This window comes from Dongia sp. P2_B8 (assembly GCF_056404715.1).
In genome coordinates, this window is the sequence record NZ_JBFUDM010000001.1 from 436,425 (window position 1) to 454,377 (window position 17,953).

A 17,953-nucleotide genomic window follows, 5' to 3' on the forward strand; every position below is an offset into this window, starting at 1 on the left:
TCTGTCTACCAGGTGACACGCAGCGTCCCCAGGATTTGCCGCCGTTCCCCATAGAAGCAGGACGATTCGCCGAAACAGGAAGCGACATATTCCGTATCGAAGATGTTGCTGACGTTAAGGCCGAAATGGAAGTTTTCGATCTCATAGTGGATGGTGGCATCGGCGAGCGTTACGCCGGGCACCTTGAGTGTGTTCGGAGCGCCGGCGTAGGTCGAGCCGATATAGCGCACACCGGCACCGAGCCCCAATCCGGCGAAGTCACCGGTCGGAATGGTATAGTCGGCCCAGAGCGACGCCATGTGTTTCGGCACGGCGCCGGGCCTCTCCCCCTCTTCGCCGTCGACATTACTTTTGATGATTTCGGCATCGAGGAAGGTATAGGCGCCGATCAGATCCAGGCCGAAATCGAAGCTCGCGACACCTTCGACTTCGACGCCACGGGACATGATCTCCCCGGTCTGAACCTGGCTGTTGACGGGATCGGATGGGTCGGGCGTCAGCACATTCTGTCGGCGGAGATCGAAGGCCGCGATAGCGATGAAGCTGTCCCAGCCTTCAGGCTGATATTTGACGCCAACTTCATACTGACGCCCCGTTTCGGGCTTGAAGAGCGTGCCGTCGGGGTTGGTTCCGATGAGCGGCACGAAGGATTCGGAATAGCTGACATAGGGGGCAAGGCCGTTGTCGGCGACATAGACGAAACCTAATCGGCCGGTAAAGGCGCTGTCTTTCTGCGTGCTGTCGGGGCCGCCCAGATTGTCGTCGGAATGAGTCTTGGCCCAATCGTAGCGGCCGCCAAAGACGAAGTTCCAATTCTTGTCGATCTTGACCTGGTCCTGTAGATAAAGGCCGATCTGACGCTGGGTGATATCGGTATCCTGATAGACTCCGTCATTCACAATCGGACTGCCATAATCAGGATCGAAGATGTCGAGGTCCGAGACGGTATAGCTCGTTCCGACATCGCTATAATCATAGTGCTGGAAGTCGACGCCGAACAAGGTCGTGTGGCTGAGCGGGCCGGTCTCGAATTTGGCCTGCAACTGGTTGTCGACGGAGATGCTGTCCAGGCTCGATTTGCCGGAATCGCCGTAGCGGGCGAGGGTGCGTTCGTCCACTAATCCGTTTCCAAAGACTCCTTCCTGTTCATTGTCGAGATGGCTGTAGCGCAGGTTCTGCCGGACGGTCCAGGTATCGTCGAAATGATGTTCGAACTGATAGCCGGCGGAATATTGCGTGACGTCGTATTTGTCGAAATCCGGTTCGCCGACGAAGCGGTTGCTGGGAATCGTGCCGAAACTGTTATTGAGGACGGTGCCATCGGCAGGCAGGAATTGCATCGACCAGCCGGTCTCATCGCGCTGATAGTGGCTGATGAAGGTCAGGGTCGTGTCGTCATTGGGCTGCCAGGTCAGCGACGGGGCGATGAAGTAGCGCTCATGATCGATGAAATCGACCTGGGTATCGCCATCGCGGCCGAGACCGGTGATGCGGTAGAGCAGGGTCCCATCTTCATCGATCGGGCCGGTGAGGTCGAACTGGCCCTGATAGCGTTCGGGGTCCCCGCCGGTGATCGAAACCTCATGCTTGGCTTCGTCTTGCGGGCGTTTGGTCACCATGTTGACGATGCCACCGGGATTGTTCTGCCCGTAGAGAACCGATGCCGGGCCACGCAACACTTCGATGCGTTCGGCGCCATAGGGATCGATCTGCAGGAAGGAACTGAACCCGGTGCCGCGAAGTTGCAGCCCGTCACGGTAGAGACCGGTATCTGACGCACCAAAGCCACGGATCGTCAGGCCATAGCCGCGGCTGTCGGCGCCATATTGCTCGCCGTTGACGCCGGCGGTATAGCGCAGCGCCTGGCCGAGGTCGCTGACACCTTGTGCTGCCAGCCGCTCGGCCGAGATGACCGAAATGGATTGCGGGGTTTCGATGAGTGGCGTGTCGGTCTTGGTTCCGGTGGCACTCTGCTTCGCGACATATCCGTCAATCGGGCTATAGGCCGTCTCCTGGGTGGCACTGTCTTCCACCGAGAGCGGTGCGAGAGTTGATCCATCCACAGTCACCGCAATCAATGTGACAGTGGTTGAATTCGTGAACTGATAGGTGAAGCCGGAACCTGCGAGAAGATGCTGCAAGGCTTGTTCGGCCGTGAAACTGCCGGTCAGCGGCTGTGTTTGTAGACCGTCTGGCAGAGCGACCGTGTAAAGGACGCGCAACCCTGTCACCGCGCCCAGGTCCGTCAGCGCCTCGGATAATGCCTGTCCTGGCAGGTCGAATTTGAACGTCTCTGGCTGGGCAAGCTGGACGGACGGCGTGCCAATTTCTTCGGCGTAACCGGCTGCCGCACTTATCCCCAGCAGGCCGGCCGTGCCAAGAAGATACGAAAAATAGCGCCGTCGCAGTCCATATCGTCCGTATCCCAACATATGTTTCCACCAGTCGAAAATTTCCGGTCGGCTGGCTGAAACATGGCTATGCCTTCCCCCTTGCGCGGCACCGGCCGTGCATTCCCATACTGTTCAACGACTGGCGTTGCAAAAGCCGCCTGCCTTTCTCTAATTTTTCTTGGCCCGATGCCGGGCGCTCAATAGAGGAAATGAACCCAGGGTGTCAGGGCCGCTGTCTGAAGGCCCAGCGTGTCGGTGATGGCGGCCAGTGTTTGCTCAATATCGTTGGTGGGGAAGGCGCCGGAAATGACCAGATCCCGCAATTCCGGGCGCAGGATGACGATGCGGCCATAACTCTGCCGATTCAGCTCCGACACCACGGCGGCCAGTGTCTGGCGATAGAAGACGACGCGGTCGTGGCGCCAGGCGAGGAAGCGGTCAATGTCGACGATTTGCGCCGGACCGGCAGTGCCTTGGCTCACGACGGCTTGAGTGCCGGCTGTCAACAATGTCTCTTGCGCGCTGCCAGTGGCACCCACGGCGACCTTACCCTTGGCGACCGTAACGATGACCTGGCCGGCATCGCGCCGGACATTGAACTGCGTACCGATCACACGCGTCCAGCCAACGCCTGCGGCCACCGTGAAGGGCAGTGCTTGACCGGGCTGGACATCGAAGAAGGCCTCGCCGCGCAGCAAGGTGACCGCGCGCCGTTGGTCGTCAAAGCGGAGCGAGATGGCGCTGTCGCCGGCCAGCTCCACCTGCGATCCATCGGGCAAGGCAACTATGCGCCGCTCTCCTGGGGCGGTCGCCGCATCGGCTGCCAGGTCTTCCAGGTTGCCAAGGAGGGCGGGGGCGCTGATCCAAAGGGCGAAAGCCAGGATTGGGCCTGCCACGGCTGCACCGGCCAGACGTACCGGCCAGGACCAGCGGGTCGCCCACGCAGGGTCACTGGAATGGCGGCGGCCCTTCGTGGCCAAAGTCGAAAGACGGGCGGACTGCTGCTTGGCGACAAGTGATGCCGCCCCCCTCAGATTGTCCCACAGGTCGAGCTGCTCGGCGAATGCCTGATCATGGCGCGGGTCCGCCGCCCGCCACTTTGCCAGCGTCTCCACAGTCGCCTGACCGCTGTCGAGACGCACAAGCCATTCCGCCGCCTGTCTGCGATGCTCGGCCGTGACGGATGATGTGGTGGTGTTAGGCACGCGAGGTCTCCAGTTCCGCAGAGGGCAAATATGCGCTCCGCTCATAACCTTGAGACGTTCCACATGGCAAAACCCGCATTGTCATTTTCATACCTCGTCCCCTGGCTCATAGCTCAGCGCTTGGGGCATCTTGGCCGAACAGGTCCGCAGTACGCGCAGCAAATGCTTTTGCACGGTGCTGACGGAGACGCCGAGCGCGCGGGCGATCTCGGCGTGCGAAAGGCCGTGGACACGACGCAGGATGAAGACGTCCTGGCTGCGTTGCGGCAGGGTCTGCAGGATTGCCGCCAATTGTGCCAGTGTGTCGCGCGCCTCCAATGCCTCGATGGGCGAGGGTGCCTGCTGCGGAAATTGCTCGGGGACGAGACTGGCGAGCGCATTATGGCGACGGCGGATGCTGCGATTGCTGTCGATCGTGGCATTGCGCGCGATCGTGTAAAGCATGCGCGTATCCTGTTCGACCGACCCGGAACTGCCAGCCGCGATCAGGCGCGCAAATGATTCCTGCACCAAGTCGCCGGCCTGGTCACGGCGGCCCGTCCGGCGCGCGACCAGCGATTCAAGCCGGGCCCGGTGCGCAACGAAGAGTGCCGAAACCCTGTCTTTCCAGCCATTCAACGGCAGAGTCGCTCCGGGAAACCCATTCGGGGAAGAACCTGCCGGACCTCATATTAGAAATGCGAATGGTTCGCAACAAACTTTCCATCAAACTCGAAGCCTAGGCCCAGCGCATCCATCAAGTACATGATTAGAAACGCTAATCGACCGCATGTTATCCGCAGGCGGCAGCATAGGTTCTGAGCACCCGCCGGATCGCGGCCTGCACCAAGGCGGGGGCGGTGGGGCTGGTGGTGCCGGCCATGACTTCCGGCCATGCTGCCGCAAGATGCTGGCTTATGAGCGGCTCCGGCAGAGGCGCTTCGCCAAGCCGGGCCATCAAATCCGCGACGGCTTTTTGCGCCAGAGGATGGGCCCAGTAATAGCGGATGCGGTCGGAGTAGCTGAAATGTCGTTGAAGCCGCTGCTCGTCCGGCGTGCCGGGATAGTATTTTTCCCAATGTACGGGCTCGCTCTTCATCAACGCCTCCATCGCGGGACGAAGTTTCGCTGGGGTATTGCCGAGTTCGGCGGCGATCATATCCAGCCCGTAAAGCGCCTCCCGGAAAGCGAATGTCAGGCCGGGTCCAACCTTGAGTATGGCAAACCCATCGCGGACCAGAGCCCCAAGTGCTTCCGGCGTTTGATAGTCCGTGGAGTGAGCCTCGAACACCAGATTGGGGAGCCTATGCAAGCTTTGTGACAATGCGCTGGCCGCAAGCGGTACATAGGCGACCACATTTTGATTGCCGAATTCGACGCCAGGCTGAACAACGAGGCCGATGACACGTTCGAAAGCATGGTGCAGTCCTCGGGCCTCGAAAGCAGCTTTGTGAATCTCGACCGTCAACCTCGCCGCATCCGGCGATGTCACCTGCAGGTGTTCAACCTCTTCGAGAGCGCCGCCCGGTGTCGGCACTTCCGTGCCGATGACGTAGACTGGCTGCGCAACATTGTGCTCTTCCGCGACGGCAGCCAACATTGCCGTGCGGCCGGCCGTCGCTTCGTCGTCGAGGGCAGGCGGATCGTCAGCGCACCCCATCGAACAATCGAGATGTATCTTCTCGAACCCGGCCGCTGCGTATGCCGCGACCATCGCTTGGGCCTTGGCGAGAGCCTGATCGGCGGCGAGATGCTTCCATGGATTGGGCCCAAGGTGATCGCCGCCAAGGATTAAGCCAGCACGATCGAAGCCGGTTTCGTCGGCAATATCCTCGACGAAGCGGCGGAAATCGACCGGTGTCATGCCGGTGTAGCCGCCGTCTTGATTGACCTGGTTGCAGGTGGCCTCGATCAAGACTGGCCGCCCCATCTCCCGTCCGAGGTCCAATGTCGCCCGAATGACAGCAGGGTGTGCCGAACAGATCGAGGCCATGCCGGCGGCCGTGCCCTGACGATAGAGGCGGGGCAGCGACAGCAGTGCTTTCGTGGACATCGGGCTCTCCCTGTGTATTCTCGAAAACAATCAATAACGATCATAAATATGATTGACAATAGTCAATTTGGCTGTAGTTTTTGATCAATACTGAACAAAAATACCGTGCCTCCATGAAAATTGAACGTGCCCAGGCCATCCGCCAGTTCCTGTTTTCAAAGGGACCGTCGTCGATCGACACCATTGCTCAGGCGGTCGGTGCCTCCATACCGACGCTGCGTCGCGATCTCGCCCAACTCGAACAACAGGGCGTTGTCGTCCGCACGCATGGTGGCGCGCGGCTTGCCGATCAATTTGACGTCGAAGTGGCATTCGAACAGCGGGAGGCTCACGCACTCTTGGCCAAGCGGGCGATCGGCGATCTTGCTTACGACATGTTGCAGCCCGGTTCCTCGGTGTTTCTCGATTCCGGCACCACGGTTTTGCAGCTCGCCCGGCGTATCCGCGTCAATCCGGTGCCCCTCAACGTCTTCACCAATTGCCTGCCCGCTGCGCAAATGCTGATCGATGTGACCGGGGTCAAGGTGACCCTTCTCGGGGGTCAGTTGCGTAAGGAGAATTCGTCGGTCGTCGGGCCGTTGGCGGAGGAAATGCTTGATCGATTGTGGTTCAAGCAATTGTTCCTGGGCGCAGGCGCGATTGCGGAAGACGGTATCATCAGTTCGGTCGACGAGAGCGAGGCGCGACTCAACTCCGTCATGATGTCCCGGGCTGAGCAGCGCATTCTTCTTGCCGATACCGGCAAGTTCGGCCAGCGATTGACATATAAAGTAGCGCCCTTGTCCGACATGCATGCAGTCGTGACGGATGACACGTTGCCCCAGGAATGGACCGAGCGGATTGAGGCCGCTGGCGTTGATTTGCGCAAGGCGGAACTGCCGGATGAGGCCGCGGCCTGATGGCGATCATTCTGGGGATGGACGCCGGAGGCAGCAAGACACTTGCCGCTGTGGCCGATCGAAGCGGTCGCATTCTTGGGCAATGGACCGGTCCGGGTTTTGACCCGATGACGGAAGATCAATGGGCGGAAAATCTCGCCAAAGCTGTTGCCGCATTGTGCGAGGGCGCGAAACCTGCTGCTGCCGTTCTTGGCCTACCTTTTCATGGAGAAGTACCAGCAATCACCGATATGCAGCGCAATGCCGCAAGATCGGTGCTCGATTGCCGGCATCTGGTTTTGAATGATGTCGAAGTGGCTTACGACGGCGCGTTCATTGGTGCGGGTGGCGTGCTCGTGCTTGCCGGAACCGGCAGCATGGCCTGGGCAAAGGCTTCCGGCGAAAGCCTGCGTGTTGGTGGCTGGGGTGAAGCATTTGGCGACGAGGGTTCCGCCTATTGGATCGGGCGTGAGGCCCTTTCGCTGACGTCACAGGGGCTCGACGGCCGCAGGGATGCTGCGACGTTTTCCAATGCGGTGCTCGATGCCTGCGGGATTGATGCGCAAGACCTGATTGGCTGGGCTTATGGGCAGAAAAATACGCGCGCGGCCTATGCGGCGTTGGCCGAACATGTGAGCATGATCGCCGAGGCTGGAAATGCGACGGCCATCTATCTCTTGAAGGCTGCAGCGCGATGCCTCGCCGATCACGCAGAGGCAGTGCGGCGAAAGCTGGGCCAGCCGCTGCTCGACTGGTCATATGCCGGAAGCGTCTTCCGATCTCCCCTGGTCCTTGAAGAAACAGCCCGATTATTAGGTCAACCGCAGAGCCCGAAGCTGTCACCGCTGGGCGGGTCCATTTGGCGCGCCGCCGGTTTGGCGGGCTGGGAAATCGATACCCGATTTATCCAATCACTTAATGCATCACCAGAAACCAACCTAAAGGAGGCGAAATGAAACGTCGTGCATTGTTGTCAACCGTCGTCGCTCTGAGCGCCGTGGTTGTTCCTCTTGCCGTGATCGCGGCAGAACCGCTTTCCGTCCTGTTGCCACCCTGGGTCACGTTGCCCAAGGAGATGACGGACAAATACACTGCGAAGACAAGCGGCGTGCTCGATATCCAGACGCTGGGGTGGGACGAGATCAGAACCAAGATCGTCACCTCGATGGTGGCGAACACGGCGCCTGCCTCTGCCACGGAAATGGATTGGTCCTGGGTCGGCCAGTTCGGCAGTGCTGGTTGGTATGACGATCTCTCGGGCATCCTGACCGAGGATCTGAAGGCCGATCTGCCAACTACATCCATCTTTACCTATGACGGCAAGCTGATCGGCGTCCCCTACAACAACGATTTCCGTGTGCTCATCTACAACAAGGCACATCTGGCAAAGGCCGGAATCGCCGAAGCGCCGAAGACGCCGGACGATCTCCTGGCGGCTGCGAAAGCGGTCAAGGAAAAGGCCGGTGTGGAATATCCGATCGGCCTGCCGCTTTCGGCAACCGAAGGCTCAGCCACGGCCTGGTACCTGCTCACCAAGGCATTCGGCGGCGACTTGTTCGATGCGGATTTCAAACCGCTGTTCACGGATCCGGCAAGTGCCGGCTACAAGGCAATAGCCTTTGAGATCACTGCGCTGAAGGAAGGGCTCATTGATCCCGCATCGACATCGCTCAAGGATGTCGAAATCCAGGAACTCTTCAAGTCTGGCAAGATCACCTTCGATGTGGCCGGGTGGGCCGGCAACCTTGCCGTCTACACCGATGCCTCAAAGTCGCAGGTCGCGAACGATGCGGCGGCGGCTCTGGTCCCGAATATCAGCGGCAAGTCGGTTACCATTGGTCTCCCCGGGGCTCTCGGCGTCCCGGTCTCTGCCAAAGACAAGGAAACGGCCCATGCCTTCATCAACTGGATGCTCGATCCCGATACGATGGTCGACAACTATGTGAAGCTCGGCAACTTGCCAACGCGCATCTCGGTTCTGGAAAAGCTGAACAAGGAAGGCAAACTCAAGCAGGGTGATGTGCTCATCGCCCAGGCCGCCCTGGTGCAGCCGCTCTTTGCTGGCGGTGCACCCGGCTGGTATCCGGAGTTTTCCGCCGCGGTTGCCAACAATCTGAACGCCGCGGCCAAGGGCGAAGTATCTGTCGACCAGGCGGTCGCTGCCATCGCAGTCGCTGCCAAAGAAGCACAGCAGTAATGTCCGATCGCTTCATTCTGAAGCGCTTCTTTCCGGGACGGGAGGCGCGGCTTGGGCTGGGCCTCTCGGCTCCCACGACGTTGATCATGGGCGGGCTCGTGATCCTGCCCTTGATCATCACTGTGGTAGACAGTTTCTTTCGCATCGAGCCCATGAGGCCCGGCACACCCTTCGTTGGGTTTAAGAACTACGTTACCCTAATGTTCGACAGCAATGTGTTGGGCAGTTGGGTGAATACATTCATCTATGTCCTAATTGCGGTCACTATCGAGACGCTCGGCGGATTAGGTGCGGCCCTAGTGCTGAACAAGGTACGCATCGGTCGCAAATGGCTACTGGCTGCCGTCGTTCTTCCCTGGTGCCTGCCGCCGGTCGTCAACGCGATCATCTGGCTATGGATCTACAATCCCAGCTACGGGCTGCTCAATGGCCTGCTCCGCGCCATCGGTCTGATTTCCGAAAACCAAGTCTGGTTCAACGATCGCTTCACGGGTTTGTTCCTGATTTCCGTTGTGCATGCGTGGCGCATGATGCCGTTAACCGCGATCATTCTGTTGGCGGCGCTTCAGTCCGTCCCTGCAAATCTCTACGAAGCCGCCAGGCTCGACGGCGCATCGCCCTGGCGCCAGTTCACGGCGATCACCCTCCCGTTGATCGCCAGCGGCTTGGCGATAGCGCTCTGCCAGTCGACGGTCTTCGCGTTTAACCTCTTCGACGAAGCCTGGATCCTCAATGGCAGCTCGATGGGAACGCGCAGCATCATGGTGCAGGTCTATATGTCGGCGTTCCAGAACATGAAGTTCTCGCTTGGCATGGCTCTGTCGATTCTGGCGATGGTCGCATCGTTGGCCGTGTCGTCGGTCTATGTATTTCGCGTTTACAAAGAAACGAGTTTCGATTGATGCGGCGCCTCGGACTCTATGCCGCGGTGGCGGTGCTGCTGATCTGGTCGCTGGGTCCGGTCTATTGGGCGTTGGCAACCTCGTTCACACCGCCGAATGCGCTGGTTGGCGAGCAGCTCCAACTCTGGCCCAAGCAGGTGACGTTTGAGCATTATGCGAAGCTCTTTGGTGCGACCTCGACCAGCCAAGGCAATGAGGTGCAATCGGTTTGGCCGCAATTCTCGCGGGCCTTTCTGAACAGCTTTCTCACGTCGCTGGCAGCCACGGTCGTGACGGTCGGGATCGCCGCCTTTGGCGCCTGGGCCTTTGCCCGCTTGCGTTTTCCTGGCCGCGATCTGGTCTTCGTGTTGACGGTCGCAACGCTTGGTGTCCCGGCTTACACGGTGATGATTCCGCTCTACCGGATCATGATCGCGGCAGGGCTGGTCGACACCTATACCGGCGTGACACTGATATATGTGTCGGCGTTTCTGCCGCTGGCGTTGTGGTTGATGCGCAGTGTGTATAAAGCCATGCCGCTGTCGTTGGAGGAGGCTGCCTGGTTGGATGGCGCTTCCAAGCTCTACACACTCGTCCGAATCGTGCTGCCGCTCGCAGGTCCCGGACTCGTGGCAACCGCAATCCTGACATTTCTCTCGGCATGGGGCCAATTCATGGTGCCTCTGGTGTTCTCGCCGACACTTAACACCAAGCCTCTGACTGTGCTCATTCCGGAATTCGTCACTCGCAACTATGTGGATTACGGCCTGATGAATGCGGCCGGAATCTTGGCGATCGTTCCGCCTGTCTTGCTGGTGATCTTTCTCAATCGCTTCCTCGTGCAGGGCCTGATGGCCGGCGCGAGCAAATAAAGGAAATGAAGAGAATGAACTTGACCGAAAAAGTCATTAAAGAACAGTTCCCCTTCTGGCAGAAGGCGTTGACCACGGCCTTGCCCCAAGTGCCCGGCAAGACGGTGGTTGTCACCGGTTGCGGCACATCCTTCTACCTCGCGCAAAGCATTGCGACGGCGTTCAATAGCAATGGCCGCAATGCCATTGCCGTACCCGGTGCTGAATGGGCACGGCGGATGGATCAATATCTGGCAAACCGAACGGATGTCTGCGTCATTGGACTGTCCCGATCCGGCACAACGACAGAGACAGTGCAAGCGATCGACGCATCCAGCAGGGCAGGGATGAAGACAATCGCGATCTCTTGCGAACCGGATACAACCATTCTGAAGATGGCCGACATCGCCGTCTATCTCCCGACGCATCAGCAGGAAGGGATCGTGATGACGGCCTCTGCCTCGTTGATGCTGCTGGTGGGGCTGCGCATGGCGGGGGTCGAGCTCGGTCCGGTCGCCGAAGCCGAGGCCGTGCTCCGGGCCACAGAGGGCGTTGTACCACTGATCAGAGGGCGGACGCATTTCGTCTATCTGGGTGCCGGCACACTCTATGGCATGGCGACCGAGGGCTCTCTCAAGCTGCAGGAAATGTCGATCACGTTCAGTCACGCCTTTCATCCGCTTGAATACCGCCATGGGCCGATTAGCCTGGTCGACGACCAGTCTGTCGTCGTCATCCTCTACTCGCACGACACGGCTGACGAGGAGGCCAAAGTTGCCAAAGAAGTCCAGGGCAAAGGGGCCAAGGTTATTGGCCTGGGCGGGCCTGGCGACCTATCGATCCCCCTTGTGCGAACCGGCGCCGCGCGTGCGCTTGAACTCTTCCCGGCCCTTCAGATTCTTGGCGAACGGGTGGCCAATCAAAAAGGCGTCGATACAGCAGAGCCTCGTCATCTGACCAAAGTGGTGGTTCTGCAGTAGGAGCGCCCTCTTCATGGCCCAGGTCTCACTCAAAAATCTGATCAAAAGCTATAATGGTGTAGAGGTATTGCATGGTGTGACTGTGGACGTTGCCAATGGTGAATTCGTGGCTCTCGTTGGCCCCTCAGGCTGCGGAAAATCGACGCTGTTGCGCATGATCGCGGGGCTGGAGGATATCAGCGGCGGGACAATTTCTATTGCGGGCCGCGTCGTCAACGAGGTTGAACCGAAAGAGCGCGACCTCGCCATGGTCTTTCAGAATTACGCGCTCTATCCGCACATGACCGTACGCGAGAACATCAGTTTTTCACTGAAGGTTCGGAAGACACCAAAGTCCGAGATCGAGACACGTGTTGCCGAAGCAGCTGGCATTTTGGGCCTGACCGAATATCTCGGCCGCTATCCGAAACAATTGTCGGGCGGACAACGTCAGCGCGTGGCGATGGGGCGAGCCATCGTGCGAAAGCCGGCGGTATTCTTGTTCGATGAACCGCTATCGAATCTTGATGCATCGTTGCGTGTGCAGATGCGGGCGGAAATCCGCGCTTTGCACGACCGTCTTCAATCTACGTCGATTTTCGTCACACATGATCAGGTCGAGGCGATGACGATGGCAGACCGGATTGTCGTCCTGAGGTCTGGGCAGCTTGAACAGGCGGGTGCGCCACTCGATCTTTACGACAGGCCGGCAAATGCCTTCGTTGCAGGCTTTATCGGGTCGCCGGCGATGAACTTGCTCAACGGTCAGGCGCGGGACGGACACATCATGCTGGCCGGCGATATTCAGCTGCCGGCGCCTGCGGCGATGGAAGGAGCGGTCATCTGGGGCATACGGCCGGAACATCTGGATATCGTCCCCAGAGAGACTGAAGGGGCCATCGGCGTGCGGGTAACGGCCGTCGAAAGGACAGGTCATGCCACGTTAATTATATGCGACGTCGGCGGATTGATTGTCACAGCACTTTTCACAGACAGGCCAGGTCTTTCAAAGGGGGACGAGATCCATCTGAAACCTCGCGCAGATAAGCAGCATCTTTTCGACGCGGTGAGCGGGGTTCGCATCGGCTGAATCGCACTCTGCAGAGTAATGCCAGCACCCGGCCCTGCAGACGCTGCCCCGCCAATCTGCAAGCTGGCTATGGATGTTGGGCGTCGCGGTAATGCGACGCTGGAGGCCGCAACCGATTAAGTCCATGCGTTCGATAGATTCTACTCATTGCCGGCGCCACGATCAGGTTCACTATGTGGCCTCGGCTTCCATACAGACGTCACCGTGCGCGTTCTCGGTCCAGCAGGTCGCGCTGCCGCCGGGCAGTCGGCTGCCGCGCACCTTGAAGTATTCTCCGGCAATCAAAGGTGTTCTGCCCCCGTAGCGGAACCAGGTTGGCGCTTGGCCACCGAGCATGGCCGCGAGGTTGTAGAGCAGGGTCGCCTGCAGCGGGCCGTGGACGACAAGCCCAGCATAACCCTCGACGCCGGTAGCGTAAGGGTGGTCATAGTGGAAACGATGGCCGTTAAAGGTCATGGCCGACCGCTCGCGGATGTCAGTCCCGCGCCCCGTCGACAATTCACGCCGCACGCCGACGAAGCAAAGCTGGCCCGGTTGCCCATCTTTCGGGTCGATGCTCGACACCAGAGATTATATATACTTAGATGACCGTCCCTCACAGTGGAGCCGTTTTTTCATGCCCTTCGCCGATGCCGGTACATTGTTTCGCCCTCTCGCCATCAAGTCGCTTGAACTCAAAAACCGCATCGTCATGGCACCGATGACCCGCACCTTCGCGCCGAATGGCGTTCCGAACGAGGCAAATGCCGCCTATTACCGGCGGCGCGCGGAAGGGCAGGTGGGCTTGATTCTCTCTGAAGGAACCGTCATCGATCGGCCCGCATCGCGCAACGATCCCAACATCCCCTTCTTCCACGGAGAATCGGCACTGGCGGGGTGGAAGGGCGTCATCGATGCCGTTCACAGCGTTGGCGGCAAAATGGGGCCGCAGCTCTGGCATACCGGTGCTGCCCGCTATACCGAATGGGAACCTGAGGCCCCCGTCGAAAGCCCGTCTGGGCTGGATGCGCCGGATGCGCCCCGCGGCGAAGCGATGAGTGAGGAAGCCATCGCGGATTCTGTCGTGGCGTTTGCCAAGGCAGCGGCGGATGCTAAGCGACTGGGCTTTGATACGGTCGAAATCCATGGTGCGCATGGTTATCTGATTGACCAGTTCTTCTGGTCCGGCACTAACCTGCGCACAGATCGCTATGGCGGCGCTACGATCAAACAGCGGTCGCGCTTTGCTGCCGAGATCGTTGCTGCGGTGCGCGAAGCGGTCGGTCCAGCATTCCCGATCATCCTTCGCGTCAGTCAATGGAAGCAACAGGACTTCAGCGTCCGGCTCGCCGAGACACCGGCGCTAATGACCGATTGGCTGCTGCCACTGGTAGAAGCAGGCGTCGACGTTCTGCATTGCTCGCAGCGGCGTTTTTGGGATCCGGAATTTCCGGAAATCGACGGGGAAAACGGCCTCAATTGCGCAGGCTGGGCCAAGAAGCTGACTGGAGCGGCCACAATCAGCGTCGGTTCGGTTGGCATGAATGACGATTTCACGAACGCCCTTGCGGGCAAGGGATCGAGGACCACGGGTATTGATCGATTAATTGAGAGGATGGAGCGAGATGAGTTCGACCTCATTGCTGTTGGTCGGGCACTAATAGGCGATCCCAACTGGGCAGTGAAGGTCCAGAAGAGCGATTGGACCAGCTTGACGAACTTTGACGCCACCACACTTGCCGAGTTGGTCTGACCCCGTTTGCCATGCTAGTCGGTAGCATCATCGACATCCTTGTCGATAGGCTGCCAGCTTGGGTTATGGCGTCTTCGTCGATGACGCCGTTGACGGTTGTGCACGCGTCTAGGCCAGGGTTTCGAAGGCGCCCTCATCCATCCGCCGCGGGCGAAGCCTAAATCGCGTGTAGAATTTTTGGCAAAGGTGTACCGGGAATGGTCGGTCGCCCTGACCGCCTGCCTGCGCGATGCGCAGGCGCGACGGGAGCTCACTCCGGGGAAAGATCCCAAGCACCATGCCGCCGCGCTGATCGACGCGTTCGAAGGGGCCGTCATGCGGGCGAAGGTCGAACGCGGTCGGGGGCCGTTCGACAACTTCCAGCGCTGCGTGTTGCCGTGCCTCCTTGCGTAGTCGCTCGCCTGAACGATTCTGACCGGTAAATATCCGACCGGTTTATTTTACAAGTTTCTCGCTGGAACGCCGCGCCAGTGAGTGATGAGGTTTGTCCGCGGCTAGAGCACGGAGCGATTCAATGTCCACGATCACTACTACAGACGGCGTAAACATCTTCTACAAGGATTGGGGATCAGGTCAGCCGATCGTTTTCAGCCACGGTTGGCCGCTGACAGCGGACGACTGGGATGCTCAGATGACATTCTTCCTTCATCACGGGTATCGGGTGATCGCGCACGACCGGCGCGGCCACGGTCGGTCCGACCAGCCCAGCACCGGCAACGACATGGACCACTGGGTTGCCGACCTCGCGGCCCTGACGGAACACCTCGACCTGCGCGACGCGATCCATATCGGGCATTCGACGGGCGGCGGTGAGGTGGCTCGCTATGTCGCTCGCCACCAGGAGCGGGTCGCGAAGGCGGTGCTGGTCGCTTCGCTGACGCCGAATATGTACAGGAGCGAAGACAACCCGGCCGGTCAGCCGCCAGAGTGGTTCGAAGCGATCCGGGCAGGCGTGCTGGGCAACCGGGCGGAGTTCTACCGTTTCGTGCCTGAGAACCCGTTCTACGGCTACAACCTCGATGGCGCGAAGCCTTCGGAGGCGATCATTGCGAACTGGTGGCGCCAAGGCATGGCCGGCGGTGCCCTCGCTCACTACGCGACGGTCGACTCTTGGCTCGAAGATTATACCGAAGACCTCAAGAAGATTACTGTGCCGGTGCTGGTGATGCATGGCGAGGCTGATCAAGTCGTCCCGTTCGCAAGTTCAGTGCCGCGTGCGGTTGACCTGCTCAAGAACGGGTCGTTGAAGACGTATCCCGGCTATCCACATGGCATGCTAACCACACATGCGGATGTCCTCAACCCGGACCTGCTCTCGTTCATAAGGTCCTGACGGCATCGCTCATCCATTGTCGTCTATGGTGAACATTTCGGGTTGTGAGTTGAGGGGGGCGGGTTTCGGCGTCGTGACGAAGGAACGAACAAGAAGCTCAAACGCTTTAAAGCCACTGTCTCGCCAATGGTCCTTGCGTGAAATCGCTTGAATGTAGCTCCCGTTGCCTTGTTCTTCGCGGAAATGGTTGTGCTAGCGGTCTCGTAACCAAGCGAACGTGCCGGGGTAAAAGACAAAGCCTCGAGGTGCCGGCCTAAGCCTGTCCCTCGATCCTCTTCGGACACCATTGCAAGATCAATGTGAGCATTCACTCCCGAGCTTGCACGATCAACGGTGTGTGTTGTGATCTGAGATTTGTAGTCGCTACCTCATTGAAGTAGCGCCGAGATTCTCACTGTTAGCGAGTTAGCCCTGAATCGTTGAGACCGAAATGTGCGCACACTTGAACATCCTCGCCGGGATTAACTGGAAATTTGCACAGGTCAAAAGGGCCAGCCGCTAGGGAGGCCCAGGACAGCCGACGAAGGCTTTTGTCTAAGGTTCCATCGGTCAATTCAGAACCGACTACGGAGCGCCGGAGCTCGGTTGCTCGCGTAGCGTCCAGCTGACTGGAAACTATTGGTAGGTCGGAAAGAGCTGGCGACGATTAAAGGGCGGTCTCGGCGCAGGGCGGCGGACCACGTCTCCGGCTTGGGAGTCACGGCCTGCTGCAGTGTCAGCGCTGAGTGTTACTTGAGCCAGCTAGCCCTGGAACAGCCCCGCGGACAAGATCGCTTGAGGAAGACCGAATTCAGGCTGGGCGACGGCAGATTGGACCCGACTTATAACGCCTGGAAATCTCGCCAGTCATCGAGTTTGATCCGTGGAGAATAAAGCCGTCGGTAACTGCCGAAGGCCGGAAGCTCTCCGACGATGATAGCCTTCAACAGCGACACGATCTTCTTGTTGGAGCCGGGCCCCTCGTTGATGGTGTGCAACGAGATGAGCTTTCCGTCGGGGAATGTCTCGATGAGCGCGCTGCGCAGCGAGTTCTCAAAGCCTTCGACCTCGTTCAAATAGAGCCCACGCCAGGGACAATGCTGATGTCGCCACTTGGCATCGTCGCCAAATAGGCCGCACTCAGCCATATCCCGAACCAGGTCGTTGTTCACCATAAACCTCCGTGCCGTTGCGGTGTAGGAAGCGTGAGGTGCCTTCTTGTTCTTGATGAACTGTGCGGCGAGTTTTTCAGGAATCAGAGACGGGCCGGCGCCCTTTCCCGGTTTTGTGAACTGATCATTCTGTTTGCCGAAGATCGCGTCCACGGCGGTCACGCACATTCCAGCTTCGCGGACGAAATCCTGTCGCCTGATGAAACCCGCAGGCGTCGTATCGCGCGTGCTAAACCGAGCAATTTTGCCAGCGACCGGCAGTCGCCCAAGACGCTGGGCAAGGGCGTCAAGCTCGGCGAGGATCAGGCGTTCGGCGGGACAAGCGTTCGCCGCGCAGCGCTTGGCAATCCACTGCCGCTTCGGCGCCGGTAAGAGCTCCGGTGAATTGGGTTCCACACGCGCGGTGATATGCCTGAGGAAGCGCTTCGGCCACTCGCGTGCAAGGTCAAGGCCGACGCTGAGAAACGCGGGGTTGCTTGGGTGATGGAAACGCAATTGGCTCGGGAACTTCGACTCATCGAAAAGCGCGATCTGCGCCAGGAAGGTCAGCAGTATGATTGTTTGAGGGCAGTCGAGCCGGGGCATCCCCTTTCGCCAACGCGAGCGTTGCGACGGCTTTTCGCGCTGTTTGTTGAGCATGTCGTCAACGAACATGGCGCCGGTCAGATCCAAATCTCGGTCAATAGCCGGCGGAGAAGTGCCGATATCGTGGCCGCGGCGGCAAAGGTCGTAACGCCGACGGCGCCACGTCAGATCGGTCGCACAAGTTGGACACTGCGTTATCAAAGGCGCGCGATGCAGCAGGCAGTGCGTAAGGGCGTTGAACTGCCAGTTCAGTAGATGCGGACGACCTTCAGCAACACATTCCGCGCAAACCCGCGAACATCGAATGCGGACCATGTCCTGCTGAAACTCGGCCCCACCCAGAGTGACCGAGCCACTCTTTGATGACGGAGCTTTGGTGAGCTGTCGATTCACGAGATCGGCGGCCGACACGTCCGCCTTCTCCGCGAGTGCCGCGATGGCCAAGACCGAAAGCGTCGGCGTGTCGTAGTGTTGGCCAATGTCGTCGGTCAGAACACTGAAATGCGGAAGAGAGTTGGCTCGCGCGAGGCGATGGGCAAAGCCATTGAGGCTTTCGCCAGGTTGGATCGGAATATAAATTGGGTAGGACACCGTCGGCCTCCGGCAAAATTGCCAAGACCATATGGGGCCGCTGACATATCACCGTCCTCCGTGGCGCAAGATTCG

16 protein-coding genes are annotated in these 17,953 nt (G+C 59.3%); 10 read left to right on the forward strand and 6 right to left on the reverse strand.

The window, feature by feature from the left end; all coding sequences use genetic code 11:
- Positions 1-5: 5 nt before the first annotated feature.
- The 4 genes from AC1DWZ_RS01915 to AC1DWZ_RS01930 all read right to left on the reverse strand — a co-directional run bounded on the left by AC1DWZ_RS01915 (position 6) and on the right by AC1DWZ_RS01930 (position 5,630).
- Positions 6-2,429, reverse strand: coding sequence for a TonB-dependent siderophore receptor (locus AC1DWZ_RS01915; protein ID WP_477167170.1), 2,424 nt, complete (start codon positions 2,427-2,429; stop codon positions 6-8).
- A gap of 161 nt (positions 2,430-2,590) precedes the next feature.
- Positions 2,591-3,598 (reverse strand): FecR family protein, encoded by a 1,008-nt coding sequence (locus AC1DWZ_RS01920; protein ID WP_477167171.1) that lies wholly within the window; start codon positions 3,596-3,598, stop codon positions 2,591-2,593.
- An 87-nt stretch (positions 3,599-3,685) separates the two neighbouring features.
- Positions 3,686-4,216 carry an RNA polymerase sigma factor gene (locus AC1DWZ_RS01925; protein WP_477167172.1) on the reverse strand — a complete coding sequence of 177 codons (531 nt, stop codon included), beginning with the start codon at positions 4,214-4,216 and terminating at the stop codon, positions 3,686-3,688.
- Positions 4,217-4,370: 154 nt separating this feature from the next.
- Positions 4,371-5,630: a D-tagatose-bisphosphate aldolase, class II, non-catalytic subunit gene (locus AC1DWZ_RS01930; RefSeq protein WP_477167173.1), complete on the reverse strand. Its 1,260-nt coding sequence runs from the start codon at positions 5,628-5,630 to the stop codon at positions 4,371-4,373.
- 113 nt (positions 5,631-5,743) lie between these two features.
- Here AC1DWZ_RS01930 and AC1DWZ_RS01935 point away from each other — a divergent pair, with 113 nt between their 5' ends.
- Genes AC1DWZ_RS01935 through AC1DWZ_RS01965 form a run of 7 tightly spaced genes read left to right on the forward strand, consistent with a single transcriptional unit; the run spans position 5,744 to position 12,486 of the window.
- Positions 5,744-6,529 carry a DeoR/GlpR family DNA-binding transcription regulator gene (locus tag AC1DWZ_RS01935; RefSeq protein WP_477167174.1) on the forward strand — a complete coding sequence of 262 codons (786 nt, stop codon included), beginning with the start codon at positions 5,744-5,746 and terminating at the stop codon, positions 6,527-6,529.
- Complete coding sequence (locus AC1DWZ_RS01940) at positions 6,529-7,464, forward strand: N-acetylglucosamine kinase (RefSeq protein ID WP_477167175.1); 936 nt, start codon at positions 6,529-6,531, stop codon at positions 7,462-7,464. Before AC1DWZ_RS01935 ends, AC1DWZ_RS01940 begins: the two co-directional genes overlap by 1 nt.
- Entirely contained in the window at positions 7,461-8,705 is a 1,245-nt protein-coding gene (locus AC1DWZ_RS01945; RefSeq protein ID WP_477167176.1) for an ABC transporter substrate-binding protein, read from the forward strand. Before AC1DWZ_RS01940 ends, AC1DWZ_RS01945 begins: the two co-directional genes overlap by 4 nt.
- Positions 8,705-9,607, forward strand: coding sequence for a carbohydrate ABC transporter permease (locus AC1DWZ_RS01950; protein WP_477167177.1), 903 nt, complete (start codon positions 8,705-8,707; stop codon positions 9,605-9,607). Before AC1DWZ_RS01945 ends, AC1DWZ_RS01950 begins: the two co-directional genes overlap by 1 nt.
- Positions 9,607-10,458, forward strand: a complete 852-nt coding sequence (locus tag AC1DWZ_RS01955; RefSeq protein ID WP_477167178.1) for a carbohydrate ABC transporter permease — start codon at positions 9,607-9,609, stop codon at positions 10,456-10,458. Before AC1DWZ_RS01950 ends, AC1DWZ_RS01955 begins: the two co-directional genes overlap by 1 nt.
- 14 nt (positions 10,459-10,472) lie before the next feature.
- Positions 10,473-11,417 carry an SIS domain-containing protein gene (locus AC1DWZ_RS01960; RefSeq protein WP_477167179.1) on the forward strand — a complete coding sequence of 315 codons (945 nt, stop codon included), beginning with the start codon at positions 10,473-10,475 and terminating at the stop codon, positions 11,415-11,417.
- Positions 11,418-11,430: 13 nt separating this feature from the next.
- Entirely contained in the window at positions 11,431-12,486 is a 1,056-nt protein-coding gene (locus AC1DWZ_RS01965; RefSeq protein ID WP_477167180.1) for an ABC transporter ATP-binding protein, read from the forward strand.
- A gap of 171 nt (positions 12,487-12,657) precedes the next feature.
- On the opposite strand, the gene AC1DWZ_RS01970 is transcribed toward AC1DWZ_RS01965, so the two are convergent.
- Positions 12,658-13,050 (reverse strand): HTD2 family dehydratase, encoded by a 393-nt coding sequence (locus AC1DWZ_RS01970; RefSeq protein WP_477167181.1) that lies wholly within the window; start codon positions 13,048-13,050, stop codon positions 12,658-12,660.
- Between AC1DWZ_RS01970 and AC1DWZ_RS01975 the strand changes: the two genes are divergently transcribed.
- The 3 genes from AC1DWZ_RS01975 to AC1DWZ_RS01985 all read left to right on the forward strand — a co-directional run bounded on the left by AC1DWZ_RS01975 (position 13,040) and on the right by AC1DWZ_RS01985 (position 15,551).
- Complete coding sequence (locus AC1DWZ_RS01975; RefSeq protein ID WP_477167182.1) at positions 13,040-14,218, forward strand: NADH:flavin oxidoreductase; 1,179 nt, start codon at positions 13,040-13,042, stop codon at positions 14,216-14,218. The two genes, AC1DWZ_RS01970 and AC1DWZ_RS01975, sit on opposite strands and share 11 nt — an antisense overlap.
- A gap of 96 nt (positions 14,219-14,314) precedes the next feature.
- On the forward strand, positions 14,315-14,611 hold the full coding sequence (locus AC1DWZ_RS01980) for a TetR family transcriptional regulator C-terminal domain-containing protein (protein WP_477167183.1): 297 nt from the start codon (positions 14,315-14,317) through the stop codon (positions 14,609-14,611).
- Between the two features lie 121 nt (positions 14,612-14,732).
- Positions 14,733-15,551 (forward strand): alpha/beta fold hydrolase, encoded by an 819-nt coding sequence (locus tag AC1DWZ_RS01985; protein ID WP_477167184.1) that lies wholly within the window; start codon positions 14,733-14,735, stop codon positions 15,549-15,551.
- 821 nt (positions 15,552-16,372) lie between these two features.
- Here the strand turns inward: AC1DWZ_RS01985 and AC1DWZ_RS01990 are convergent.
- The gene (locus AC1DWZ_RS01990; RefSeq protein ID WP_477167185.1) at positions 16,373-17,878 is read right to left on the reverse strand and encodes a TniQ family protein; all 1,506 of its coding nucleotides are present in this window, start codon (positions 17,876-17,878) and stop codon (positions 16,373-16,375) included.
- Positions 17,879-17,953 lie beyond the last annotated feature (75 nt).

Excerpts from the sequence above, each read along its gene's own strand:
- AC1DWZ_RS01935 (WP_477167174.1), top strand. The coding sequence starts at position 5,744 with ATGAAAATTGAACGTGCCCAGGCCATCCGCCAGTTCCTGTTTTCAAAG.
- AC1DWZ_RS01985 (WP_477167184.1), top strand. The coding sequence starts at position 14,733 with ATGTCCACGATCACTACTACAGACGGCGTAAACATCTTCTACAAGGAT.
- AC1DWZ_RS01945 (WP_477167176.1), top strand. The coding sequence starts at position 7,461 with ATGAAACGTCGTGCATTGTTGTCAACCGTCGTCGCTCTGAGCGCCGTG.
- AC1DWZ_RS01940 (WP_477167175.1), top strand. The coding sequence starts at position 6,529 with ATGGCGATCATTCTGGGGATGGACGCCGGAGGCAGCAAGACACTTGCC.
- AC1DWZ_RS01960 (WP_477167179.1), top strand. The coding sequence starts at position 10,473 with ATGAACTTGACCGAAAAAGTCATTAAAGAACAGTTCCCCTTCTGGCAG.
- AC1DWZ_RS01950 (WP_477167177.1), top strand. The coding sequence starts at position 8,705 with ATGTCCGATCGCTTCATTCTGAAGCGCTTCTTTCCGGGACGGGAGGCG.
- AC1DWZ_RS01975 (WP_477167182.1), top strand. The coding sequence starts at position 13,040 with ATGCTCGACACCAGAGATTATATATACTTAGATGACCGTCCCTCACAG.
- AC1DWZ_RS01930 (WP_477167173.1), bottom strand. The coding sequence starts at position 5,630 with ATGTCCACGAAAGCACTGCTGTCGCTGCCCCGCCTCTATCGTCAGGGC.
- AC1DWZ_RS01955 (WP_477167178.1), top strand. The coding sequence starts at position 9,607 with ATGCGGCGCCTCGGACTCTATGCCGCGGTGGCGGTGCTGCTGATCTGG.
- AC1DWZ_RS01965 (WP_477167180.1), top strand. The coding sequence starts at position 11,431 with ATGGCCCAGGTCTCACTCAAAAATCTGATCAAAAGCTATAATGGTGTA.